This is a genomic window from Bradyrhizobium sp. CCBAU 11434 (assembly GCF_028128895.1).
Lineage (GTDB): Bacteria > Pseudomonadota > Alphaproteobacteria > Rhizobiales > Xanthobacteraceae > Bradyrhizobium > Bradyrhizobium zhengyangense.
On record NZ_LBJX01000101.1, the window covers coordinates 39,292 to 62,078 of the forward strand.

Here is a 22,787-nt window from a genome sequence, read left to right on the forward strand (position 1 = left end):
ATCGGCTGATTTGCCGACAAAGGCGGTGGAAGTATGAAGCTTGATTTTCCTCACGCAATTGCCACTTTTGTGAACGGCTTCACTGTTCCGCCCGCCCGAGATTAATCACGTTCATATGGCATTCAGTTTCCAGGATATGGTCGAAGAGGCGCGCCTGTCGGCCCGGGCGCTGATCGACTATGGCGAGCACTTCTTCAACCCGACGGTGCGGCTTGGCGTCACCGGCCTGTCGCGCGCCGGTAAGACCGTATTCATCACCGCGCTGATCCACGGGCTGACGCGCGGCGGCCGGTTTCCGGTATTCGAGGCCTATTCATCGGGCCGGATCGCGCGGGCGCATCTGGCGCCGCAGCCTGATGATGCCGTGCCGCGCTTTTCCTACGAGAGCCATCTGCGCGCGCTGATCGAGGAGCGGCGCTGGCCGAGCTCGACCGTCGACATCAGCGAGCTCCGTCTCGTGATCGACTACCAGCGCCAGAACGGCGCCGACCGCACGCTGACGCTCGACATCGTCGATTATCCAGGCGAATGGCTGCTCGATCTGCCGCTGCTTCAGAAAAGCTACGAGCAATGGTCCGCCGAGAGCCTGGCGCTGTCGCGCGAGACGCCGCGCGCGCATCTTGCCGCCGATTGGCACGCACATCTGGCGACGCTGAAACCCGAGGCGCGCGAGGACGAGCAGGCGACGCTCACCGCTGCAAAGCTCTTCACCCAATATCTGCGTGCCTGCCGCGACGAGCGCTTTGCCATGAGCCTGCTGCCGCCCGGCCGCTTTTTGATGCCCGGCAGCCTCGCCGATACGCCGGCGCTGACCTTCGCCCCGCTCGACGTGCCCTCAGGCGGACAAGCACCGGAGGGATCGCTGTGGGCGATGATGGTGCGCCGCTTTGAAGCCTACAAGGACATCGTGGTGCGGCCGTTCTTTCGCGATCATTTCGCCCGGCTCGACCGCCAGATCGTGCTGGCCGATGCGCTCGCCGCATTCAATGCAGGACCGGAGGCGCTGCACGATCTCGAAGCGGCGCTATCTGGCATTCTCGATTGCTTCAACATCGGCCGCAGCACCTTCCTCTCCAGCATGTTCAGGCCGCGCATCGATCGCATCCTGTTCGCGGCAACGAAGGCGGACCATCTGCATCATTCCAGCCACGACCGCCTCGAGGCCGTGCTGCGCCGCGCGGTCACTCGCGCTGCGGCACGCGCCGAAGACACCGGCGCTGCGATCGATGTCGTGGCACTCTCCGCCGTCCGCGCCACGCGCGAGGCGCAGGTTGCGCATGGCCGCGACAAATTGCCCTCGATCCTGGGCACGCCTGCCGCGGGCGAGAGCGCGAATGGCGAGTTCTTCGACGGCAACACCGAGGTCGCGACCTTTCCGGGCGACCTACCGCTGGATCCCGAACCAATGTTCAACGGCACCGATGCGTTCCGCGGCCTCTCCACCGAAGCCGCCGAGAAGAGCGATTTCCGCTTCCTGCGCTTCCGCCCGCCCAAGCTCGAACGCGAGGGGACGGAAGAGCCGACGCTGCCTCACATCCGCCTCGACCGTGCCTTGCAGTTCCTGATCGGAGACAAGCTCGTATGAACGACCGATCGAAGCCACGGCGGCCGGCGACGTTCCGGCTCGACGATCCCGATGTCGTCGTCACCGAAGCCGACGAAACCAGCCGGCTCGGCCGCACCACCATCCAGATTACGCCGGAGCACGATCCGTCGACCTTGCCGGTGCCGATCGAGACCGCGCTTCCGGCGCGGCGTGGCTTTCGCTGGGGCGTGCTGTTCTGGTCCGGCGTCGCCGGCCTCACGCTGCTCGGCACCGGGCTTGGCGTGGTCCGTCTGATCGAGGATCTGTTTGCACGCAGCGAAAGCCTCGGCTTCGTCGGGCTTGCGCTGGCCTTCGTCACCACGCTGGCGCTCGCTGTGGTGATCGGACGCGAGGCATTCGGCCTCGCCCGGCTTGCTACGATCGAAAAACTGCATCGGCGCGCCGCCGAGGTGCTGGCCAGCGACGATCGCAGGGAGAGCAGCGCCATCGTGCAGGACCTGATCGCGATCGCGCACCAGAACCCGCAGCTCGCACGCGCCCGTGCCGCACTCGAAAGCCACACAGGCGAGATCATCGACGGCGCAGACATGATCCGGCTCGCCGAGCGCGAATTGATGTCGCCGCTGGATGCGGAGGCGCGGCGGCTGGTGTCGTCGGCGGCGCAGCGGGTGTCGATCGTCACGGCGGTGTCGCCGCGCGCGTTGTTCGACGTGCTGTTCGTGTTCGTGGCCTCGTTGCGCCTGATCCGCCAGCTTGCCCGCCTCTATGGCGGCCGGCCCGGCACGCTCGGCATGATCCGTTTGCTCCGCCACGTCATCGCCCATCTCGCCATCACCGGCGGCCTCGCCGCCAGCGACAGCCTGATGCAGCAGGTGCTCGGGCACGGGATTGCGGCAAAGCTGTCGCAGCGGCTCGGTGAAGGCATGCTCAACGGCCTGCTGACGGCGCGGCTTGGCTTGGCGGCGATCGACGTCACGAGGCCGCTGCCGTTCGCCGCGCTGCCGCCGCCGAAACTGTCGGATCTCGCGACGGATCTGCTGCGGCGGAAAGAGGAGGAGGAGTAGCTCTTAGAGCCAGCACCCGCCACTGGAACAGCGGCGAGTCCTTTGGTGGGGTGAGCTCCGGGGTCCATCCGGTGAGCTTGTCGAGCGTGTAAGTGTCGATCAGGACGCCACGCCAGCGGCGCTCAACCTGGCCAAGTTGCTCACGCTTGGCGGGGATCGTCTGCCACAGCGGTGAACGATCATCGGGCTGACGACCAATATAGAGTCCCGCATGGCCCTTGATCCTGTCCATGCCGGGATCGCGAAAATCCTGGAAGCGGCCACGTTCGTTGATTTCGACCACGGGCACCCGGCCGCGGAACAGCCAGCGCATCATCGCGTAGGTGCGGTAATCCGTGGTCGCGATCCAGGTCGCGCCGGTCTCATCCAGCGCGGCCTGCGCGCGCGCGGCGACCTGCTCAAAGCCGGCCTCGGCGCCGATCGGATCCATCCTGCCGAGGAAATTCCAGGGCGCGGCGACATAATAGAGGAACACGATCACGACGAAGGCGATCCCCGACACCAGCGCCGTGTTGACCCAGAAGAGGCCCGAGCGGAGCGCCCGCGCCGACCAGCCTTCTCTCCGTATCAGCACAAGATTCACTGCAGCAGCCGCGAAGCCAACAGGCCACATGAACATGGGCCAAGTATCGCCGACCCTGAGTGTCAGCGACTTGAAGAAGAAATAGACGAACGGCACCAGCACTGCCGTCGACAGCAGGATCGCAACCGACTCGCGGGAGCGATAGCCACGCCACGCCGTCATCACCAGACCGGACAACACCACCGGCAGCATCACGAAACCGACGAGGCCGAATTGCAAGCCGATGTAGTCGCCGAGGGTGCGCAGCGAGATCCCGTAATTGGCGGTGGCGCGCACGCCCTGGAAACGGAACGAGGCCCAGTCGTGCTGCGCGTTCCAGATCAGGACCGGCGAGAACACGGCGATTGCGATCAGCAGCGCAAGGTAAGGATACGGGCTGCGCAGCCAGCGCCAGCGCCAGTCCGGCACCAGAAGAAAGGCGGCGACCGCAGGCGCGAACATGATGACGGTGAATTTCGACAGCAGCGACAGGCCGGCGAACAAGCCGGCCGCGAGCCACCAGCGGCCGTCGCCACTTTGTGCTATCAGCACCAGCGACCACATCATCGCCACCGCGAACGGAATCATGGCGACGTCGGGGGCGACCTTGGCCATCAACAGACCATAATAGAGCGCGGCTTCCGGCATCAGCACTGCAATCGCGATGGCGCGCGCGTCGTGGGTGAGGCGGCGAACGATGTCGGCGAGCAGACACTGCGTCACCAGCATCGCGACGATGCCACCGAAGCGGACGCCCAGTGCGCTGTCACCGAAAATGAGGGTGCCGAAGCGGATGAGCCAGGCGATGCCGGGCGGATGATCGAGGAAGCTGAGCGCCCCCTCCTTCGACCAGGTCCAATAATAGGCCTCGTCGGTGCGCAGCTCGATAACAGAGGCATAGACAAGGCGGAGCACGGTCATCGCGGCGATCACCAGCGTGGCCGCGACGAGCGGCCGGCGCGATGCGCCATTGGGCTTTGCGGTGATGTCGAGAGCCAGCGTCACGGCCGCGCTTTTCCCTGACTTGGGAGGGGGAGTCAATGTGCGGACGGTCTCGTAGGGTGGGCAAAGCGAAGCGTGCCCACGTCTTGCCTATTTGATGGAAAGACGTGGGCACGGCGCAAGAGCGCCTTTGCGCATCCTACGGGACTTTGCCAAGCCTACGAGACTTACCGTTACGTAACCTTGTCGGTTATGTGATCCTGTAAGCCGTCTGCCCGCGGAATTTAACTCTCCGCTGGCTGTTCTCCTCAGTGAACTGGTACAACCGAATCATGGCCACGACCGCGCTTTCACGATTGCCCGAACTCGTCCGCTCGACCAGCCCGCGGCAGGTGCGGCTGGTCTGCGGCGTCATCCTGTTCGCTTACGTGGTCAGCCATTTCCTCAACCATGCGCTCGGCAACATCTCGGTCGATGCCATGCAGGTCGGGGTCTATTACCACACCGCGTTCTGGCAGTTCCTCCCTGTTACGATCGTGTTCTATGGCGCGGCGTTCACCCATATGGGTCTCGGCGTCTATGCGCTGTACCAGCGCCGCCAGTTCCGCTGGCGGACGATCGAGCCGCTCCAGCTGGTGCTGGGCCTGAGCATCCCCGCGCTGGTGATGGCGCATGTGATCGGCATCCGGCTGGGCCAGGTGCTGTACGATCACGAGAAGCTCTATCCGCAGGAGCTCTATCTGTTCTTTGTCGTGGCCCCCGGCCGGCTCTGGACGATGACGATCCTGCTGATCGTTGCCTGGGTCCACGGTTGCATCGGCATCTATTTCTGGCTGCGGCTGAAGCCATTCTTCACGCGCGCGGCACCCTATTTGCTCGCAGCCGCCGTGCTGATCCCGACGCTGGCGCTGCTCGGCATCTACCAGGGTGGCCGCAGTGTCGCCGCGGACAGCGAGGACAGCGATTGGCGCCGGCAAAATTACACGCAGCGCGAGGTCGGCACGTTCGCACAGGCCGATACGCTCGACCGCATCACCGGCGGACTGACGATCGGTTACTTCGGCCTGCTCGGGCTGGTGATGCTGTCACGCGGGGTGCGCGGCTGGCGCGAGCGGCGCGGCGGCACGATCGCGCTGTCCTACGGCAACGGCAAGACGGTGCGCGTGCCCAAGGGTCTCTCCGTCCTGGAAGCGAGCCTGCGCTACAATGTGCCGCATGCCAGCGTCTGCGGCGGCCGCGCCCGCTGCTCGACCTGCCGCATCCGCATCATCGGCGACCACGGCGCCCTGCCCGAGCCCTCGCAGCGCGAGGCCTTCGTGCTGGCCCGCGTCGGGACCGCCGATCCCTCGATCCGGCTTGCCTGCCAGCTGCGGCCGAACTGCGATCTCTCCTTCTTCCAGCTGTTCATGCCGCAAATGCTGGCGGCCAACGCCCAGGCGTCCTCGCCCGCGCGAATCGGCCAGGAGCGCTATCTCGTCAGCCTCTTCGTCGACATGCGCGGCTCGACGCAGCTTGCCGAGAAGCGGCTGCCGTTCGACACCGTGTTCATCGTCAACCGCTTCTTAGGTGCGGTATCGCAGGCCGTGATCGAGAATGGCGGCCAGCCGAACCAGTTCGTCGGCGACGGCATGCTGGCGCTGTTCGGCCTGACCAGCGATCCGCAAACCGCCTCCCGCCAGGCGCTCAAGGCCGTTGCCGGCATTGCGACCCATGTGGACGAGCTGAACGAGCTCCTGAGCCACGATCTGCGCCAGCCGATTCGCTTCGGCATCGGCGTCCATGGCGGCGAGGTCATCATCGGCGACATCGGCTATCGCGACCACATCGTGTTCACCGCGCTCGGCGATGCCGTGAACGTCGCCGCCCGGCTCCAGGACATGACGAAGACGCTTCAGTGCGAGGCCATCGTCTCGGACGAGGTCCGCCGCACCGCTGGTCTTCACGAGGATACGCTGCCGAAGCAGGAGGTCGCGATCCGCGGTCGCGACGAGCCGATGGTGGTGCGGGTGGTTGCCGACACCAGGACATTGTCCGCGATCATTGCCGGCGGCGAGCGCGCCGCCGCCTGATTCTTCACCTCTCCCGCATGCAGGGCGAGGGAGCACACCGTCCGACGCCGCCACAGCGCGGCTTCTCATCAACGTGTAACACCGCCCTGTTGCAGCGCAACGGCATGGGCTTGCTGCGAAAGCACGAATTGACTTCAACCTGGCGGTTGAGACAGATGAGCGCAGGTGTTGCGGTGATGACCGCGAACCAACGAAAAGCTCCGGGAGGAGACCTGAATGTTCGACCGACGCGACCTGCTCAAAGGAGCGGGCCTTGCCGCCATGGCGGCCACACTGAATTCCACCAAGGCGCTGGCCCTCGACACCGTTACCCTGCCCTTCGCCAATGGCGAGCGGCCGCTGGTGAAGTATCCGCAGAAGCGGCCAATGATCGGCTTGACCAGCCGGCCGCCGCAGCTCGAGACGCCGTTCGCCATATTCAACGACGGCCCGATCACGCCGAATAACGCGTTCTTCGTACGCTACCACCTCGCCGGCCTGCCCTACGATCTCGACCCTGACAAGTTCACGCTCGAGGTCAAGGGCAAGGTCGACAAGCCGCTCAAGCTGTCGCTGAAGGACATCCGCAAAATGAAGGCGACGGAGATCGTCGCCGTCAACCAGTGCTCCGGCAACAGCCGCGGCTTCTCGGAGCCGCGCGTCGCCGGCGGCCAGCTCGCCAATGGCGCGATGGGCAATGCGCGCTGGCGCGGCGTGCCGCTGAAGACCGTGCTCGAGATGGCGGGCGTGCAGGCCGGCGCCAAGCAGGTCGTGTTCGCCGGCATGGACGGACCGGTCAGCGACAAGACGCCCGACTTCGCCAAGGCGCTCGACCTCGATCATGCCACCAATGGCGAGGTGATGCTGGCCTACGGCATGAACGGCGACGATCTGCCGTTCCTCAACGGCTTCCCGCTGCGCCTGGTGGTGCCCGGCTATTACGGCACCTACTGGGTCAAGCACCTCAACGAGATCACCGTCATCGACAACGTCTTCGACGGTTTCTGGATGAAGGGCGCCTATCGCATTCCCGATACGCCTGACAATTCGATCGAGCCTGGCACGACGCCGAAGGCGACGATCCCGATCAACCGCTTCACCATCCGCTCCTTCATCACCAGCGTGACCGATGGCGCCAAGCTGAAGGCGGGACGCACGACGCTGCGCGGCATCGCCTTCGACAGCGGCAAGGGCATCAAGGACGTCCAAGTCTCCACCGATGGCGGCAAGACCTGGACCTCCGCCAAGCTCGGCAAGGATTTGGGCAATTACTCGTTCCGCGAATGGAAGCTGCCCGTGAAGCTCGCGGCCGGGCAAGTCGAGCTCAAGGTGCGCGCCACCAGCAATTCCGGCGAGACGCAGCCGGACACGCCGCGCTGGAACCCGGCGGGTTATTTGCGCAACGTCGTCGAAACCACCCGCGTCACCGTGGCCTGAGGAGCATGATCATGCAGCGCACCGTTCTCCTCGCCGCCACGCTTGCCGTTATCACTGTGGTGGGTTCGGCGCTTGCCGCGCCGGTCAGTTACAAGACGCCGGACGAGGTGGCGGCCTTCAAGCCGGGGCCCAATCTCGAGGTGGTTCAGGGCAATTGCGCCGCCTGCCACTCGTCCGACTACATCGCCACGCAGCCGCCGATGAAGGACAAGAAAGGCTTCTGGCAGGCCGAGGTCACCAAGATGATCAAGGTCTATGGCGCACCGATTGACGATGCCGACGTGGGCAAGATCGTCGACTATCTGGCCGCGACTTATTGACGGCCTCAGACGCAATTGACCGCGAAACGGGCAAAACCGGCAAAAACGCTGCGAAGTTGAGCGAATTTCGGCGAAATGCGGATGTGGTTTGATCTACCAAGCCCGCCACATTCCGCGTATCCTGTAGGACCGAACCGGCCGGTTGGCGGGGACTGGCGGTTCGTGATCTCGGAGGAAGACCCGCGGAGAAGTCGTGATGGCTAAAGGTACGGTCAAGTGGTTCAACCCGACCAAGGGTTATGGATTTATCCAGCCTGCGTCGGGCGGCAAGGATGTGTTCGTGCATATCTCGGCAGTGCAGAAAGCCGGCCTGTCCTCGCTCAACGAAGGACAGACGGTGGAATACGAAGAGATCGCAAACCGGGGCAAGACCTCCGCAGAGAACCTCAAAGTATAAGCCGCCAGCTTTTGCTGCCTCCCGGATTTGTCCGGGAGTGAGGCCAAGAAAATTTCAGAAGACGATCAGTGCATTCGACGACAGGCGTTGCGACTGCACACGATAGGCTATTTGCCTTGAGAGATCGCTGATCGACGCCGCAGCAATGACAATCGCGACCGCATGTGGTCAGCCCACCGGCAACGGTGCGTCGCGCTTGATCTCTTCCATCACCGCATAGGTGCGCGTCTCGCGCACGCCCGGCATCGACAGCAAGGTCTCGCCGAGGAAACGCCGATATGCGGTCATGTCCGCGAGCCGCGCTTTCACCAGATAGTCGAAGCCGCCTGCAACCATGTGACACTCCAGCACTTCGGGCGCGAGTTTGACCGCGCGCGCAAAGCGCTCGAAATTGTCGGGCGTGGTCTTGTCGAGCAGCACCTCGACGAACACGAGCAAGCCCAGCCCAAGCCGGTGCGGATTGAGCCGCGCCCCATAGCCCTCGACAAACCCCTCGCGCTGCAGACGCTTCAGCCGTTCGCCGACCGAGGTCGGCGACAGGCCGATGCGCTCGGCGAGCTCGACATTGGCGATTCGTCCATCCTCCTGCAAAATTGAGAGGATTTTCCGGTCAATCCGATCAAGTTCCATATTTTATACGGCCAACATGTCCATAGTCTTCATTTCCTAAGGCAAAATGGCTATCTTGTCTATCGAACTACGGTCATGTGGGCCTTATCCTGAGCTCCAGCCACAGGACACGCCATGCCGAATATCCCGCCGCCCTTTTCCGCGCCCTACGCCCCTGATGATGCCGACATCGCCGCGCGGCTGTTTCCATCGGCGCATCTCGCCCCGCCGCAGGAAGTGCGGGTCGACCGCACGGCGACAAGGCTGATCGAGGCGATCCGCAAGCGCGACGACCGGATCGGCGGCGTCGAGGACATGCTGCGGGAGTTCGCGCTCTCGACCAAGGAAGGTCTCGCGCTGATGGTGCTGGCCGAGGCGTTGCTGCGCGTGCCGGATGCCCGCACCGCCGACCAGTTCATCGAGGACAAGCTCGGCGAGGGCGACTTCATCCACCACGAGACCAAGTCCACGGCGTTCCTGGTCAACGCCTCGGCCTGGGCGCTCGGCCTGTCGGCGCGCGTGATCCAGCCCGGCGAGACGCCCGACGGTACCATCGGCCGCCTCGTGAAGCGGCTCGGTGCGCCGGCGGTGCGTACCGCGACGCGCCAGGCGATGCGACTGATGGGCAATCACTTTGTACTGGGCGAGACCATCGAGCAGGCGCTCGAACGCGGCAAGCCGCGCTCCGGCCAGAAGCCCCGCTATTCATTCGACATGCTCGGCGAAGGGGCACGCACGGCTGAGGACGCCAAGCGCTATTTCGACGCCTATGCGAGCGCCATCGAGACCATCGGCAAGGCGGCAGGCAACCATCCTCTGCCCGACCGGCCCGGCATCTCCGTCAAGCTCTCGGCGCTGCATCCGCGCTTCGAGGCGATCAGCCGCGACCGTGTGATGCGCGAACTGGTGCCGCAACTGCTGGATCTCGCCCGGCGCGCCAAGGCGTATGACCTCAACTTCACCGTCGATGCCGAGGAGGCCGACCGGCTGGAGCTGTCGCTCGACGTAACCGCGGCCACGCTCGCCGATCCGTCGCTGGCTGGCTGGGACGGCTTCGGGCTCGCGATCCAGGCCTACCAGAAGCGCGCCAGCGCGGTGATCGACTACATCCACGAGCTCGCGCGCGCCCATGACCGCATGCTGATGGTGCGGCTGGTCAAGGGCGCCTATTGGGACACCGAGATCAAGCGCGCGCAGGAGCGCGGGCTCGACGGCTATCCGGTATTCACACGCAAGGCGATGACGGATCTGAACTACGTCGCCTGTGCAGCAAAGCTTCTTGCCTTGCGGCCACGCATCTTCCCGCAATTTGCGACCCATAACGCCCTCACCGTCGCGACCGTGCTGGAGCTCGCCGGCGCTAGCTCCGGCTTCGAATTCCAGCGCCTGCACGGCATGGGCGAAGCGCTCTACGAGCAGCTCGCCAAGGATCACCCCGAGATCGCCTACCGCACCTATGCGCCGGTCGGCAGCCATCGCGATTTGCTCGCCTATCTGGTGCGGCGTCTTTTGGAGAACGGCGCCAACTCGTCCTTCGTGGCGCAGGCCGCCGACTATCGCGTGCCGGTCCCGGCGCTGTTGAAGCGCCCGGTCGATCTCATCATGCGGCCCGATCACGCCCACCATGCCAAGATCCCGCTGCCGGGCGACCTGTTTGCGCCGGAGCGGCGTAATTCAAGGGGCATCGAATTCGGCGAGCGCGCGGCGCTCGATCGGCTGGTCGCGGACGTCACGGACGTGACGCCTGATCTCAAGCCTGTCGCTGACGCAACGCCCGAGCAGGCGGGCGCCGCAATTGCCACTGCCAGCACGGGCTTTGCCGGATGGAGCCGGACGCCGGCGGCGACACGCGCGGCGGCGCTGGAGCAGGCTGCCCATCTGCTGGAGAGCCGCGGTGCGCATTTTATCGCGCTGCTGCAAGCGGAAGGCGGCAAGACGCTCGATGACGCGCTCTCCGAGCTGCGCGAGGCCGCCGATTTCTGCCGCTACTACGCCGCGCAGGGCCGAAAACTGTTCGGCTGCGAGACGGCGATGCCAGGACCGACCGGCGAGAGCAACGCGCTGGCCATGCGCGGCCGTGGCGTGTTCGTCGCGATCTCGCCGTGGAATTTTCCGCTGGCGATCTTCCTTGGCCAAGTCACCGCGGCCTTGATGGCCGGCAACAGCGTCGTGGCAAAGCCCGCCGAGCAGACGCCACGTATCGCGCGCGAGGCCGTCGCCTTGCTGCACGAAGCTGGCATCCCCGCAAACGCACTGCATCTCGTCACCGGCGACGGCCGCATCGGCGCGGCGCTGACCGCGCACGCTGATATTGCCGGCGTCGTCTTCACCGGCTCGACCGAAGTCGCACGTCACATCAACCGGACGCTCGCCGCCAAGGACGGGCCGATCGTGCCGCTGATCGCGGAGACCGGCGGCATCAATGCCATGATTGCGGATGCGACTGCGCTGCCCGAGCAGGTCGCCGACGATGTCGTCACCTCGGCGTTCCGCTCCGCCGGCCAGCGTTGCTCGGCGCTGCGGCTGATGTTCGTACAGGAGGACGTCGCCGACCGCATGATCGAGATGATCGCGGGCGCGGCGCGCGAACTTAGGATCGGCGATCCCACAGATATCGCGACCCACGTCGGTCCTGTCATCGATGCCGAAGCCAAGCAACGCCTCGACACCCACATCGCACGGATGAAGACGGAGGCGCGGCTGCATTTTGCAGGCACAGCGCCAGAGGGCTGCTTCGTCGCGCCGCACATCTTTGAGCTCCGGGATGCCAGCCAGCTCACTGAGGAGGTGTTCGGCCCGATCCTGCATGTGGTGCGCTACCGGGCCGAAACCCTCGAACGCGTCCTGCAGGCGATCGCGCGCACCGGGTACGGGTTGACGCTCGGCATCCACTCCCGCATCGACGACACGGTCGAGGCCATCATCGACCGCGTTCAGGTCGGCAACATCTACGTCAACCGCAACATGATCGGCGCCGTGGTCGGCGTGCAGCCCTTTGGCGGCAACGGCCTGTCCGGAACCGGCCCCAAGGCCGGGGGTCCGCATTATCTGACGCGCTTCGCCACCGAGCAGACCGTGACGATCAACACGGCCGCGGCCGGCGGCAACGCCGCGTTGCTTGCGGGAGAGGAGTAAGGCCTTGCACTGGGCGCCGTTGCATCCGGGCAAGACATTGGTCTAATGGCTCCCAGACTTGCCCGCGCCAATTCCAGCCGGCGGGAAACAACAAGAGCGAGGGAGCAACGCCGCGATGGAAAAAGGCATTTTTGCAGGGCTCAAGGTTCTGGACTGCGCGAGCTTCATCGCAGCGCCCGCGGCGGCCACCGTGCTGTCCGATTTCGGCGCCGATGTCATCAAGATAGAGCCGCCCGGCGCCGGCGATCCCTACCGCAATCTGCCCAACCTGCCCGGCTATCCCACCGGCGAGCACAATTTCGCCTGGCTGCTCGAGGCCCGCAACAAGAAGAGCCTGGCGCTCGACCTCTCCAAGCCCGAGGCGCAGGCCGTGCTTTACAAGCTGGTTGAAGAGGCCGACGTCTTCATCACCAACATGCCGCCGCCGGTACGGACCAAGCTCGGCATCACCTATGACCATCTCGCCCATCTCAACGACCGGCTGATCTATGCCTCCTTCACCGGCTATGGCGAGAAGGGCGAGGAGGCCAACAAGCCCGGTTTCGACAGCAACGCCTATTGGGCGCGCTCCGGCCTGATGGATCTTGTCCGCGCCGACACCGACACGACGCCGGCCCGTTCGGTCGCCGGCATGGGCGACCATCCCTGCGCCATGGCGCTGTACAGCGCGATCGTCACCGCGCTCTATCAGCGCGAGAAGACCGGCAAGGGCTCGCATGTCGCCTCCAATCTGATGGCCAATGGCGTGTGGGCCGCGAGCGTGCTGGCGCAGGCAAAACTCTGCGGCGCCAAGTTCGGCGAGCGGCGCCCGCGCGAGCGTGCGCTCAATGCGGTCGCCAACCATTATCAGTGCAAGGACGGCCGCTGGCTGATCCTGTCGCTGCTCAGCGAGGAGAAGCAGTGGCCGACGCTGGCCAAATGCCTCGGACGCGAGGACCTGATCAACGATCCGCGCTTCGCCACCAAGCCCGACCGTCACGCCCGCTCGGTCGAGCTCATCAAGATTTTTGACGAAACCTTCGCCACCAGGGACCTCGCCGAATGGCGCAAGATCCTCGATGGCAACGGACTGGTGTTCGGCATCGTCGGCATTTTGGACGACATCCCGAACGACAAGCAGATGCTCGACAACGAGGTGCTGGTGCCGTTCGAGAACGATACCATGCTCACCATCAACTCTCCGATCTGGATCGACGGCACCAAAAAGGTGCAGCCGCGCAAGCCGCCCGGCGTCGGCGAGCACAGTGACGAGATTTTGCGTGGCGCGGGATACGACGAAGCCGCGATCAAAGAGCTGCGGGCGAACGGGGCTGTGGGGTAACGATCCGACGATCTCGATATAATCTCACGACCACATTCGCGCGCGAGGTCCCATGCCCACTTATCGCCTGCACTACTTCCCTGAATCCGGCAATAGCTACAAGCTGGCGCTGATGCTGACGCTTTGCGGCGAGACGTTCGAGCCGGTCTGGACCGATTTCGGCGGCGGCGTCACGCGCACGGCGGATTGGCGCAAGACCGTCAACGAGATGGGCGAAATTCCCGTGCTCGAGGTCGACGGCGTGAAGATGACGCAGACCGCCCCTCTCCTGCTCAAGCTTGCCGAACAGTATGGGCGTTTCGGTGCCGAGACCGAAGCCGAAAAATTCGAGCTGCTGCGTTGGCTGTTCTGGGACAACCACAAGCTCACCGGCTACATGGCAACCTACCGCTTCATGCGGGCCTTCACCGAAAAGAACGATCCGCACGTGCTGAAGCATTTTCGCCGGCGGCTCGACGACTTCCTCGGCATTCTCGACGGTCATCTGCAACACAACGCGTTTGCGATCGGCACCAAGCCAACCGTCGCCGACATCTCGATGATGGCCTATCTGCACTATCCCAGCGACGAGCACGGCTTCGATTTCGCCGCGAGCCATCCCGCCATCCACGCCTGGCTCGGGCGAATGGCCACGCTGCCCGGCTGGAAGCCGGCGTATGAGCTCTTGCCCGGCAAACGGATGACGAATTACGCGAAGTGAGGGCGCCGCTTATCTCAGCGCCAGCCAGCCGAGCGTGAACAGGATGCCGCCGATGATGACGACCACCGCGACCGCCGTGGTGCTGACGCGGATGCTGCCGGCGACTTGCTTGGCTTCCTCATTCTGCGCGATCTCGCGATTGCGCTCCTTGTTGGCGTCGCTGGTATCCGTCATGAATCATCCAAATCGCTTGTTGGCTGACGCATGACCTCGGGATCATGCGCTAACGCGTCTTGATGAAGCACATGCCAATGCGGCTCGAAGCCGCCGCAGCCTGACAGGTGAGACCTTTAGCACAGGTCCATGACGTAAAACTCTTGTCGGCCGTTCCCGATCCCTCGTTTTGCAGGGAACAATGCGCGCCCCAGCCGTCCTGATATTCGGTGCCGGCAAGCTCCGCGCTGCCGCGTGTCTGCGGCCGGCTGGCAAATCCGCGTGAAAAATCAGGACGTTTGCCGCTAGCAAAGGCGGTCAGGATGTCACGGCGGCGGAGCTGGTCACCAAAGAAATGCGGCGAGGCCGGCACGATGGTGGCGTTCGATGCCCCCTCCGTCAGCCAATCCACGCCGGGAAAATGGAAGCCGCCGATGCCGCGGGTCTGGTGGCAGCCGGAGCAGGTGACATCGTTGAGGCGGCGCTGGAAGCCCGCGACCGAGCGGATGTTCTCCATCGCGATGCCGCGCGCGGCCGCCTGCTTCAGCGCGCCGACGACGTCGTTGTCGGTGAAGACAGGGTCGCTGTTGCCCTCGCCTTCAACCAAGCCGAACTCAGGCTGCAACGTCGAGGCATCGAGCCCCGCAGGTGTCAGCGCCACGGCCGCCTTGGCGAGATATTTCTCCGGGATCAGCACAGTGCCGCGATCGAACTCGCGCAGATTCGCGGGCTCGAGCAGCCAGGCCTTGAAGTCATGCCGGAGCGCGTCATCTGCGAGGATGCGTTCGCGGTCGATCTGGTTCTCCAGCGTCGATTCCACGAAGGTCTTGGTGGCGGCGTCGTATTTGAACACCTTGAGCAGATAGTCGGAGCGGAAATCGTGCAGCGCTGATTTCGGCGCGATCGAGATCTGGATATTGGTCTCGACGCGGTCGGTCATCGCATCGTAAGGCCCAGTGCGGCTGCGGATCAGTCCTTGCCAGTCGCCATTGTCGAGCCAGCGCCGCGCCACCTCGGCGCAGGTGATGGCCTTGCCGCTCGCGTCGGTCTGGCGCGCATCGCGCGCCTTCATCACCAGGTTGAACGTCATCGGCAGGCGCGTCGCGGTGCTGCCGCCATCCGGCCCGGGACCGAACCGCGCCAGACGATAGATCAGCCGAATCTCGCCGCAGGACTCCTCAGACACGTAGGCGCGGTCCATGCGGTTAACGATGCCGGCCAGCACGAAGCGCGTGCTGGCGGATTTCAGACTGAAACGATCGAACAGCTGGACGTCGAAACCGTCGCCGACGCCGATGGTCTCGCTCGGCACCGACTGCTTGTGCTGCGCGATGTAGCGATCGAACTCCGTATCGATTGCGGGGAGAATCTCCTTGAGCTGCGGCAGCGACGCGAACAGCTGGCCGCTGGTCAGGGGAACAGTCGCGTTCCGCTCGGGCTCTAACAGGCGCGAGATTGACAGCGCATCGCTCTGGTCGAGCTTCTTCAGGAGATCGGGGTCGATGATCGCGGTGCCGCGCGCGAGCGGCGCATTCTCCGCTGCCGAGAGCGATAGGACGCCGCCCAATAACAATATGGCAGCCAGGAGAATTCGCAGCGCGCGGCTCATGCCTCCAATAACACCGCGCCTGACGGCCTATTCAAGTAAAAAGGCGCTTCACGCGGTGGTGAAGCGCCTTTTCGCAAGTCGTTTATCGGACGCTTAGCGCGCGACGATCAGGCCCTTGGGTGTGACCACCACCCAGCGACCGTCCTGGCGCCGGATCGCATCGACGCGGCCGAGACCGGGGATGGGATCGCCGGCATAGACTTCGTACAGGCCGCCCCGGCCTTCGATCAGCGCACCGCCATTGGCGACGTCGCGAAGCCTCCAGCCGTCGATCGTCGGCAGGCGGCCGACTTCGGTCTTGGGCGCGGCGGGCGTGGGGGGCACGGGAGCCGGCGCAGCCGTCGCGACCTGGGTCGGGGCCGGCGCGATCGTGCCAGTGGTCTCCTTCGCAGGCGCCGCGGCGGCGGCCGGCGCGGGGGCGGCAGCAGGCGGTGTGGCGCGGAGCTTGTCGACGGTCTCGGACAGTTTTGCCAGCTTGGCCAACGGTTCGGCCTGCGCTTTCTCGAGCTTGTCGAGGCGGTCGTTGGCGCGGTTGAACTGGCTGAGGCCGGTCTTCGAGGTGTGCTCGACATTGGCCTTGAGCGCAACCATGTCGGCATCGATCCGCGCGACGGAGGCGTCCAGCGCGCTGGTATCGGCGACCTGCGCCGAAGCTGGCGTCGGGCTGGCTGCGAAGTGCATCATGCCGGCGGTCGCAAGCGCGCCGCTGATGGCGCCGACGCAAGCCGCAATCGCGACTACCGCGGCCATCGCCGACAGGCGGCGCTTGTTGCCGGTGTCACGCACCTCGTCTGGCTTGACATGCGGGGCGAACTCTTCCCGGTCCCAGGACCGCTCCGAGGGCGCCATGACGATGAGCTTACCGGGCTTTGCCTCGGCTTTGGCCTCGGGCTTGGGTTCGGCCTTCGCCTCGAACTTGGGGACCACGATCCCCGAAGACTCGATCTTTGGCGGCTCGACCTTTGGGGCATCCGCCTTGACCGGATCAGGCTTGGGCGGCGTCTCATGGTCGGGGGCGATCGAGGGGGCCTCGATGCCGGCGGCGGCGTCAACGGCGCCAGTCCGGTCGTTCGCTCGGTCATTGGTCTCTTGGCCGGCCAGGTCGGACATTGGTTCGCTCACGGCTCAAATACTCCAGTCTGGATTGACCTTTTGGTAACTTTCATTGCTTGCGAATTCCTTACCTCGGGACCCGCTTACCGAAATTTTAGGAACTCGTCCGAGGCCGAATTGGGTCGGGAAAGTGGAACCGGCGTGGCGGCGTGCAACAAATCGTCAACCGATGCTGCCCTGCGGCAGGCTGCCTGCTTAGCCGAAGGCGTTGTTTGCCCGTCGCGGTTCCGCGGCTAACATGGCGCATCCCGTCAGCCAGAAGGGCGTTTGGGGGTGCCATGACGATCGAAAAGTGCATCAACGCGTTTGATGTGGATGACGTCATCTTCGAGGAGGGCTCGACCGGTCGCGAGCTGTTCGTGGTGCTCGACGGCGAGGTCGAGATCGCCAAGATGAACGGCGCCAGCAAGACCAGCATCATCAAGCTCGGCAAGGGCGAGTTCTTCGGCGAGATGGCCGTGATCGATGGTTCGGCGCGCTCGGCGACCGCGATCGCGTCGGCGCCCAACACGCGCGTGATGCGGATCAACCACGCACGCTTCGTCTATCTTGTCAGCCAGCAGCCGGCATTCGCACTGATGGTGATGGATGCGCTGTCGAAACGCCTGCGCGCCTCCAACGCAGTCACCTACCGGGCGGCGCAATCATGAGCGAACGCAAGCCGACCGCATTCCCGATCCTGATGAAGAACGACATCTGCTCGCTGATCCAGGCCGCCGATGACGTCTATCAGATCCGCTTCTCCAACCGCGCGGCCAACGCCTATCTCATACGCGGTTCGGCGCGCACCATCCTGATCGATGTCGGCCTGTCCTCGAACTATCCGGCGATGGTGGAGTGCCTGACCTTTGCCGGATGCCCACCTGAAAAAATCGATATGGTGGTGCTGAGCCACGAGCATCTCGACCATATCGGTGCGGCCTGGCACTTCAACGAGCGCCGCACCTATGTCGCGGCTCACAGGCTCGCCGCCAACAAGATCATGCTGCGCGACGACTTCTCGATGCTGCGCAAGATGTTCAACGAGCCGGACGTGCCTGTTAATATCGACATCTGGCTCGAGGAAGGCAATCTGATCGACCTCGGTAATTTCCGGCTCAACGTGATGTACACGCCGGGCCATACATCGGCCTGCATCACCCTGTTCGAGCAGGACAAGGGCCTCTTGTTCGCCGCCGACACCTTGATGCCTGGCGGCGTGATGGGCGGCGTGTTTGGCTCGGGCAGCATCGCCGACTACATCCAGTCGCTGGAACGCATCAAGGGGCTGAACACCAAGATCCTGCTATCGGGGCACGGACGGCTGTCGGACACGCCGCAGGACGACGTGCGCATTGCCATCGCACGCTCGCACGGGTTATTGGAAGATACCGCGCAATTATTCGACGCACTGGACGCGCGCTCGAATTTCGAGCCGATTATGCAGTCGGTAAGGGATTTGAATAAGCTGGATGATTGATACACGATGTCGTCCTGGCGAACGCCAGGACGACATCGGGGCTACATCACCACCGGCTTATCCGGCAACTCGTTCGGATGCGGCCCTCGCGGCGGAAAATACTTCGCCAGCTCCCGCGACACCGCCGCAACGCCATGGATCACGCCCTGCTCGAACCGGCCCGACCTGAACTCCGCCTCCATCGCACGGCAGATCGCCTCCCAGCCCGCGGCGCCCACCTTTGCGTCGATGCCGCGGTCGGCGATGATCTCGACGTCGCGGTCGGCAAGCAGCAGGTAGATCAGAATGCCGTTGTTATGCGCGGTGTCCCAGATGCGCAAATGCGAGAACACATCGAGCGCGCGCTCGCGGGCGTGCTGATTGCGGAACAGCGGCCGGCCGTCGAGCGCGCCTTCGACGACGAAGCGGACCTGACCGGAATGCGTCGTTTCGCTTTGCTTGATTGCATGCTCGATGCGGTCGAGCACATCGTACGGAAACACTTGCTTCGCGCGCCAATGGTGCTGAAGGAGATGCCTGGTGATACGCCCGATGCCCATGACTACCAGCTCCCCGAGGCGCCGCCGCCACCAAAGCTGCCGCCGCCTCCGCTGAAGCTGCCGCTGTCACTGGATGATGAACCGCTGCTCCAGCCTCCGGACGAGGAGCCGCTCGACCACGACCCGCCGCGCGAGGGCCCTGTGGATGCCGGAAACAGATCGGCAATGAAGGACAAGACGAAGCCGATGATCCCGGCGAGCAAGGCCAACGCCCCGGATCCGAGAATGAGCAGCGCCAGGATTCCGATCGCGCTCCCGGTCGCGACCGAGCCCAGCAATCGTCCCAGCAGCGTGCGCAAAAATCCGCCGACGACGAGCGAGGCAAACAGGACGAACGGGACCGCCGGCCCGATGTCGTCCAGATTGGCAAAGTTCACGCTGCGCGAGGGAGCCGGCAGCGGTTCGCCATCGACGACGCGCATCATCCGCTCGGCACCCGCGGAGATGCCGCCGGCGAAATCGCCCTCGCGGAATTTCGGCGTGATGACCTCGTCGATGATCCGACGCGACGTGACGTCGGTGAGCGCACCTTCCAGGCCGTAACCGACCTCGATGCGCAAGTGCCGGTCGTTCTTGGCGACCACCAGGATCGCGCCGTCGTCGACCTTCTTGCGGCCGATCTTCCACGCTTCCGCGACACGGATCGAGAACTGCTCGATCGTCTCCGGGTCCGTCGTCGGCACGATCAGCACCGCGATCTGGCTGCCCTTGCGCTTTTCGAAATCGCCGAGCTTTTGCGACAGTGCGGCGATATCGCTGCCCGACAGCGTGCCGGTCCGGTCGACCACGCGGCCGGTGAGCTGGGGGACAGCGACGTTGGCGAAGGCGGCAAACGTCCAGCCGAGCAGCAAAACGAATACAATGACCGCCCGCCACCCCCTCGCTGTCATCGCCCGGCTCGACCGGGCGATCCAGTATTCCAGAGACGCCAGTGGATCATCGAGAAGCCGCGGCGTACTGGATTCCCCGCCTTCGCGGGGAATGACAGTGGTGGGTGGGGCGCGCATCGGGGGCGGACGCACTTACTTCGACGGCGCGGGCGCGTTGAAATCGACCTTCGGCGCGGTCGAGATCTCCTTTTCGTTCTCGACCGTGAAGTTGGCCTTCTCCTTGTAGCCGAACATCACCGCCGTGAGATTGCTCGGGAAGGAGCGAATGGTGACATTATAGTCCTGCACCGACTTGATGTAGCGGTTGCGCGCGACCGTGATACGGTTTTCGGTGCCCTCGAGCTGCGACATCAGATCCTTGAACAGCGCATCCGACTTCAGCTGCGGGTAATTCTCCGTCACCACGAGGAGGCGCGACAACGCGCTGGAGAGCTCGCCTTGTGCTGCCTGGAATTTCTGCAAGGCGGCGGGATCGTTCAGGACCTCGGGCGTGGCCTGGATGCTGCCGACCTTGGCGCGGGCGTTGGTGACGCCAAGCAGCACGTCCTTCTCCTGCTGCGCGAAGCCCTTCACCGAGTTGACGAGGTTGGGCACGAGATCGGCGCGGCGCTGATACTGGTTCACCACCTCGGACCAGTTGGCCTTGATCTGCTCATCCTGGCTCTGGATTGCGTTGTAGCCGCAATTGGTGAGGCTGAGCGAGGCCAGCGCCGCCAGCACGGTCAGGATCTTGCGCATCAAATTTCTCCTGGTGGAATCGGCCTGCAAACTATCAGATCGAGCGCATACAACGCCAGATGTCCCAGCGGACGGCGCGACAAGCAGCCGGCTGACGCAAGCCCCTTGCCTATCACCACGCGACATAGTCAACTCTTGGCAAGCAAGACGTCTTGGCCAACAAGACGAAGAATACAGGGAGGCGCGCCATGTCCTCGTTCGAGACCATCCTGGTGGAGCGGCCGGAGCCGGCGATCGCCCGGATCGTGATGAACCGGCCGGACGCGCGCAATGCGCAGAACCTGCAAATGACCTACGACCTCAACGCCGCCTTCGACGCCGCGGTACAGGACGATGCGGTCAAGGTGATCATCCTTGCCGGCAATGGGCCGCATTTCTCGTCCGGCCACGATCTGCGCTCCGGGGCCAAGAATGCCGCCGGCATCGATTTTCCGCCGATAGGAAATTGGGGCGGCTTTGCCGAACCAAACGCTCACGGCCGTTTTGCGCGCGAGCAGGAAATATATCTCCAGATCACGCGGCGCTGGCGCAATCTCGCCAAGCCGACCATCGCGGAAGTACACGGCAAATGCATCGCCGGCGGCCTCATGCTGGCCTGGGCTTGCGACCTCATCGTTGCCAGCGACGATGCGCAGTTTTGCGACCCCGTCGTGACGATGGGCGTCTGCGGCGTCGAATGGTTCGTGCATCCCTGGGAGCTCGGCCCGCGCAAGGCCAAGGAATTCCTGTTCACAGCCGACAGCTGGAGCGCGCAGGAGGCGCATCAGCTCGGCATGGTCAATCAGGTCGTGCCGCGCGCGGAACTGTCTACGCGCGTGCTGGAGCTGGCGCGGCGGATCGCGTCAAAGCCGTCCTTCGCGCTGAAGCTGACCAAGGAAGCCGTGAACCGCTCCGTCGATGTGATGGGCCAGCCGGCTGCGATCGACCAGGCCTTTGCGCTGCATCAGCTCTGTCACGCCCACAATCTACAGGAGTTCGGCATGGTGGTCGATCCATCCGGACTGCATCCCTCCGTGCGCAAGCCGGCAGCCGCGGAGTAGACGCCATGGATCTCAATCTCAGTGACGAGCAACGGCTGCTGCGCGAGAGCGCCGATCGTTTCGTGACCGAAAGCTACGATGCCGACCATCGTCGCAAGATGGCGAGCGATCCGCTCGGCTTCAGCCCTGCGGTGTGGAAGCAGTTCGCCGAGCTGGGCTGGCTGGCGCTGCCGATCCCGGAAGAGTTTGACGGGCTCGGCGGCGGGCCGGTCGAGATCGGCATCTTGATGGAAGCGTTTGGTCGCGGGCTGGTGTCCGAGCCCTATATCGCGACGGTCGTGCTTGGGGCCGCGCTGATCGAGCGATGCGGCAGCACGGCGCAGAAGCAGGCGAGCCTGCCCAAGATCGCGGACGGCTCGATGAAGCTCGCCTTCGCGCATTCCGAGCGCGCCGCGCGGTTCGATCTCGCCAACGTCGCGACATCAGCCACCAAGACGGCGCAGGGCTGGCGCCTCGCCGGCAGCAAGATCGCCGTGCTCGACGGCCATGCCGCCGACGAGATCATCGTCTCCGCGCATCTGCACGATCATCACGGACCGTCGGGGCGCATCGGCCTGTTTCTGGTGCCGGCAACGGCGCAGGGCCTTGCGATCTCCGACTATCCGCGCCTCGGCGGCGGGCGCGCCTGCAACATCGAGCTGTCCGACCTGCATTTGCCGGAGGACACGTTGCTCGGTGACGGCAAGGACGCGCTGCCCGCGATCGAATGGGCCGTAGATCGCGCCATGGCTGCGCTTGGTGCGGAAGCCGTCGGCATCATGCAGACGCTGCTCGACACCACGCTCGAGTACACCAGGATCAGGAAGCAATTCGGCCGGCCGCTGTCCGCCAATCAGGTGATCCGCCATCGCCTCGCCGACATGGCGATCCAGGTCGACGAAGCCCGCTCGATGGCGCTGCGGGCCGCGTTGAAGGCCGATAGCGCACCAGTCGAGCGGGCCCGCGCAGCTTCAGCCGCGAAGGCGAAGATCGGCAAATGCGGCCGCTTCGTCGGCGAGCAGTCGATCCAGCTCCACGGGGGCATGGGCGTCACAGACGAGCTTGAGGTCGGCGCCTATTTCAAGCGGCTTGTCGCATTCGACACGCTGTTCGGCGGCAGCGCGCACCACTATGCCCGCCACGCCCAGCTTGGACGCGGCACCGTTTCAGCTTGAGAGGAGGGCAT

General features: G+C 64.5%; 21 protein-coding genes. 13 read left to right on the forward strand and 8 right to left on the reverse strand.

Going from position 1 to position 22,787, the window contains the following annotated elements:
* Positions 1 to 115 precede the first annotated feature (115 nt).
* Positions 116 to 1,585 (forward strand): YcjX family protein, encoded by a 1,470-nt coding sequence (locus tag XI06_RS34830; protein WP_271607364.1) that lies wholly within the window; start codon positions 116 to 118, stop codon positions 1,583 to 1,585.
* Entirely contained in the window at positions 1,582 to 2,610 is a 1,029-nt protein-coding gene (locus XI06_RS34835) for a YcjF family protein (protein ID WP_271607365.1), read from the forward strand. The genes XI06_RS34830 and XI06_RS34835 overlap by 4 nt, the downstream gene beginning before the upstream one ends.
* Here XI06_RS34835 and XI06_RS34840 read toward each other — a convergent pair.
* Positions 2,519 to 4,093 carry a glycosyltransferase family 39 protein gene (locus tag XI06_RS34840; RefSeq protein ID WP_271607587.1) on the reverse strand — a complete coding sequence of 525 codons (1,575 nt, stop codon included), beginning with the start codon at positions 4,091 to 4,093 and terminating at the stop codon, positions 2,519 to 2,521. The two genes, XI06_RS34835 and XI06_RS34840, sit on opposite strands and share 92 nt — an antisense overlap.
* A 353-nt stretch (positions 4,094 to 4,446) precedes the next feature.
* Between XI06_RS34840 and XI06_RS34845 the strand changes: the two genes are divergently transcribed.
* From XI06_RS34845 to XI06_RS34860, 4 genes are all read left to right on the forward strand, one after another.
* Positions 4,447 to 6,183: an adenylate/guanylate cyclase domain-containing protein gene (locus tag XI06_RS34845; protein WP_271607366.1), complete on the forward strand. Its 1,737-nt coding sequence runs from the start codon at positions 4,447 to 4,449 to the stop codon at positions 6,181 to 6,183.
* Positions 6,184 to 6,399: 216 nt separating this feature from the next.
* A complete protein-coding gene (gene sorA, locus XI06_RS34850; RefSeq protein ID WP_237866016.1) occupies positions 6,400 to 7,599 on the forward strand; it encodes a SorA family sulfite dehydrogenase catalytic subunit in 1,200 nt (399 codons plus the stop codon).
* A gap of 11 nt (positions 7,600 to 7,610) precedes the next feature.
* A complete protein-coding gene (gene sorB, locus XI06_RS34855; protein WP_271607367.1) occupies positions 7,611 to 7,919 on the forward strand; it encodes a SorB family sulfite dehydrogenase c-type cytochrome subunit in 309 nt (102 codons plus the stop codon).
* 196 nt (positions 7,920 to 8,115) lie between these two features.
* Positions 8,116 to 8,316: a cold-shock protein gene (locus XI06_RS34860; protein WP_008134691.1), complete on the forward strand. Its 201-nt coding sequence runs from the start codon at positions 8,116 to 8,118 to the stop codon at positions 8,314 to 8,316.
* 168 nt (positions 8,317 to 8,484) lie between these two features.
* On the opposite strand, the gene XI06_RS34865 is transcribed toward XI06_RS34860, so the two are convergent.
* The gene (locus XI06_RS34865) at positions 8,485 to 8,946 is read right to left on the reverse strand and encodes an Lrp/AsnC ligand binding domain-containing protein (protein WP_194464197.1); all 462 of its coding nucleotides are present in this window, start codon (positions 8,944 to 8,946) and stop codon (positions 8,485 to 8,487) included.
* A gap of 114 nt (positions 8,947 to 9,060) precedes the next feature.
* Here XI06_RS34865 and putA point away from each other — a divergent pair, with 114 nt between their 5' ends.
* The 3 genes from putA to XI06_RS34880 all read left to right on the forward strand — a co-directional run bounded on the left by putA (position 9,061) and on the right by XI06_RS34880 (position 14,081).
* Complete coding sequence (gene putA / locus XI06_RS34870; protein WP_271607368.1) at positions 9,061 to 12,060, forward strand: bifunctional proline dehydrogenase/L-glutamate gamma-semialdehyde dehydrogenase PutA; 3,000 nt, start codon at positions 9,061 to 9,063, stop codon at positions 12,058 to 12,060.
* 115 nt (positions 12,061 to 12,175) lie between these two features.
* The gene (locus XI06_RS34875) at positions 12,176 to 13,381 is read left to right on the forward strand and encodes a CaiB/BaiF CoA transferase family protein (RefSeq protein ID WP_237872095.1); all 1,206 of its coding nucleotides are present in this window, start codon (positions 12,176 to 12,178) and stop codon (positions 13,379 to 13,381) included.
* A 52-nt stretch (positions 13,382 to 13,433) separates the two neighbouring features.
* The gene (locus tag XI06_RS34880) at positions 13,434 to 14,081 is read left to right on the forward strand and encodes a glutathione S-transferase family protein (RefSeq protein WP_271607369.1); all 648 of its coding nucleotides are present in this window, start codon (positions 13,434 to 13,436) and stop codon (positions 14,079 to 14,081) included.
* Positions 14,082 to 14,090: 9 nt separating this feature from the next.
* Here the strand turns inward: XI06_RS34880 and XI06_RS34885 are convergent, their stop codons facing one another.
* The 3 genes from XI06_RS34885 to XI06_RS34895 form a co-directional block, all read right to left on the reverse strand.
* Positions 14,091 to 14,255, reverse strand: a complete 165-nt coding sequence (locus XI06_RS34885) for a hypothetical protein (protein ID WP_237866011.1) — start codon at positions 14,253 to 14,255, stop codon at positions 14,091 to 14,093.
* A 49-nt stretch (positions 14,256 to 14,304) separates the two neighbouring features.
* Positions 14,305 to 15,843, reverse strand: a complete 1,539-nt coding sequence (locus XI06_RS34890) for a hypothetical protein (RefSeq protein WP_271607370.1) — start codon at positions 15,841 to 15,843, stop codon at positions 14,305 to 14,307.
* Between the two features lie 93 nt (positions 15,844 to 15,936).
* On the reverse strand, positions 15,937 to 16,953 hold the full coding sequence (locus XI06_RS34895) for a hypothetical protein (protein ID WP_271607371.1): 1,017 nt from the start codon (positions 16,951 to 16,953) through the stop codon (positions 15,937 to 15,939).
* 281 nt (positions 16,954 to 17,234) lie between these two features.
* On the opposite strand from XI06_RS34895, the gene XI06_RS34900 reads away from it, so the two are divergent.
* Both XI06_RS34900 and XI06_RS34905 read left to right on the forward strand, forming a co-directional pair.
* Positions 17,235 to 17,606 carry a Crp/Fnr family transcriptional regulator gene (locus XI06_RS34900; protein WP_237866008.1) on the forward strand — a complete coding sequence of 124 codons (372 nt, stop codon included), beginning with the start codon at positions 17,235 to 17,237 and terminating at the stop codon, positions 17,604 to 17,606.
* Positions 17,603 to 18,415, forward strand: a complete 813-nt coding sequence (locus tag XI06_RS34905) for an MBL fold metallo-hydrolase (RefSeq protein ID WP_237866007.1) — start codon at positions 17,603 to 17,605, stop codon at positions 18,413 to 18,415. The genes XI06_RS34900 and XI06_RS34905 overlap by 4 nt, the downstream gene beginning before the upstream one ends.
* A gap of 41 nt (positions 18,416 to 18,456) precedes the next feature.
* Here the strand turns inward: XI06_RS34905 and XI06_RS34910 are convergent, their stop codons facing one another.
* The 3 genes from XI06_RS34910 to XI06_RS34920 all read right to left on the reverse strand — a co-directional run bounded on the left by XI06_RS34910 (position 18,457) and on the right by XI06_RS34920 (position 20,582).
* Complete coding sequence (locus XI06_RS34910) at positions 18,457 to 18,954, reverse strand: TPM domain-containing protein (protein WP_271607372.1); 498 nt, start codon at positions 18,952 to 18,954, stop codon at positions 18,457 to 18,459.
* Between the two features lie 2 nt (positions 18,955 to 18,956).
* Positions 18,957 to 19,844, reverse strand: a complete 888-nt coding sequence (locus tag XI06_RS34915; RefSeq protein WP_271607373.1) for a TPM domain-containing protein — start codon at positions 19,842 to 19,844, stop codon at positions 18,957 to 18,959.
* Positions 19,845 to 19,976: 132 nt separating this feature from the next.
* Positions 19,977 to 20,582, reverse strand: coding sequence for a LemA family protein (locus XI06_RS34920; protein ID WP_271607374.1), 606 nt, complete (start codon positions 20,580 to 20,582; stop codon positions 19,977 to 19,979).
* 188 nt (positions 20,583 to 20,770) lie between these two features.
* Here XI06_RS34920 and XI06_RS34925 point away from each other — a divergent pair, with 188 nt between their 5' ends.
* Positions 20,771 to 21,622 (forward strand): enoyl-CoA hydratase, encoded by an 852-nt coding sequence (locus tag XI06_RS34925; RefSeq protein WP_237872085.1) that lies wholly within the window; start codon positions 20,771 to 20,773, stop codon positions 21,620 to 21,622.
* Positions 21,623 to 21,627: 5 nt separating this feature from the next.
* Complete coding sequence (locus XI06_RS34930) at positions 21,628 to 22,776, forward strand: acyl-CoA dehydrogenase family protein (RefSeq protein WP_271607375.1); 1,149 nt, start codon at positions 21,628 to 21,630, stop codon at positions 22,774 to 22,776.
* Positions 22,777 to 22,787 lie beyond the last annotated feature (11 nt).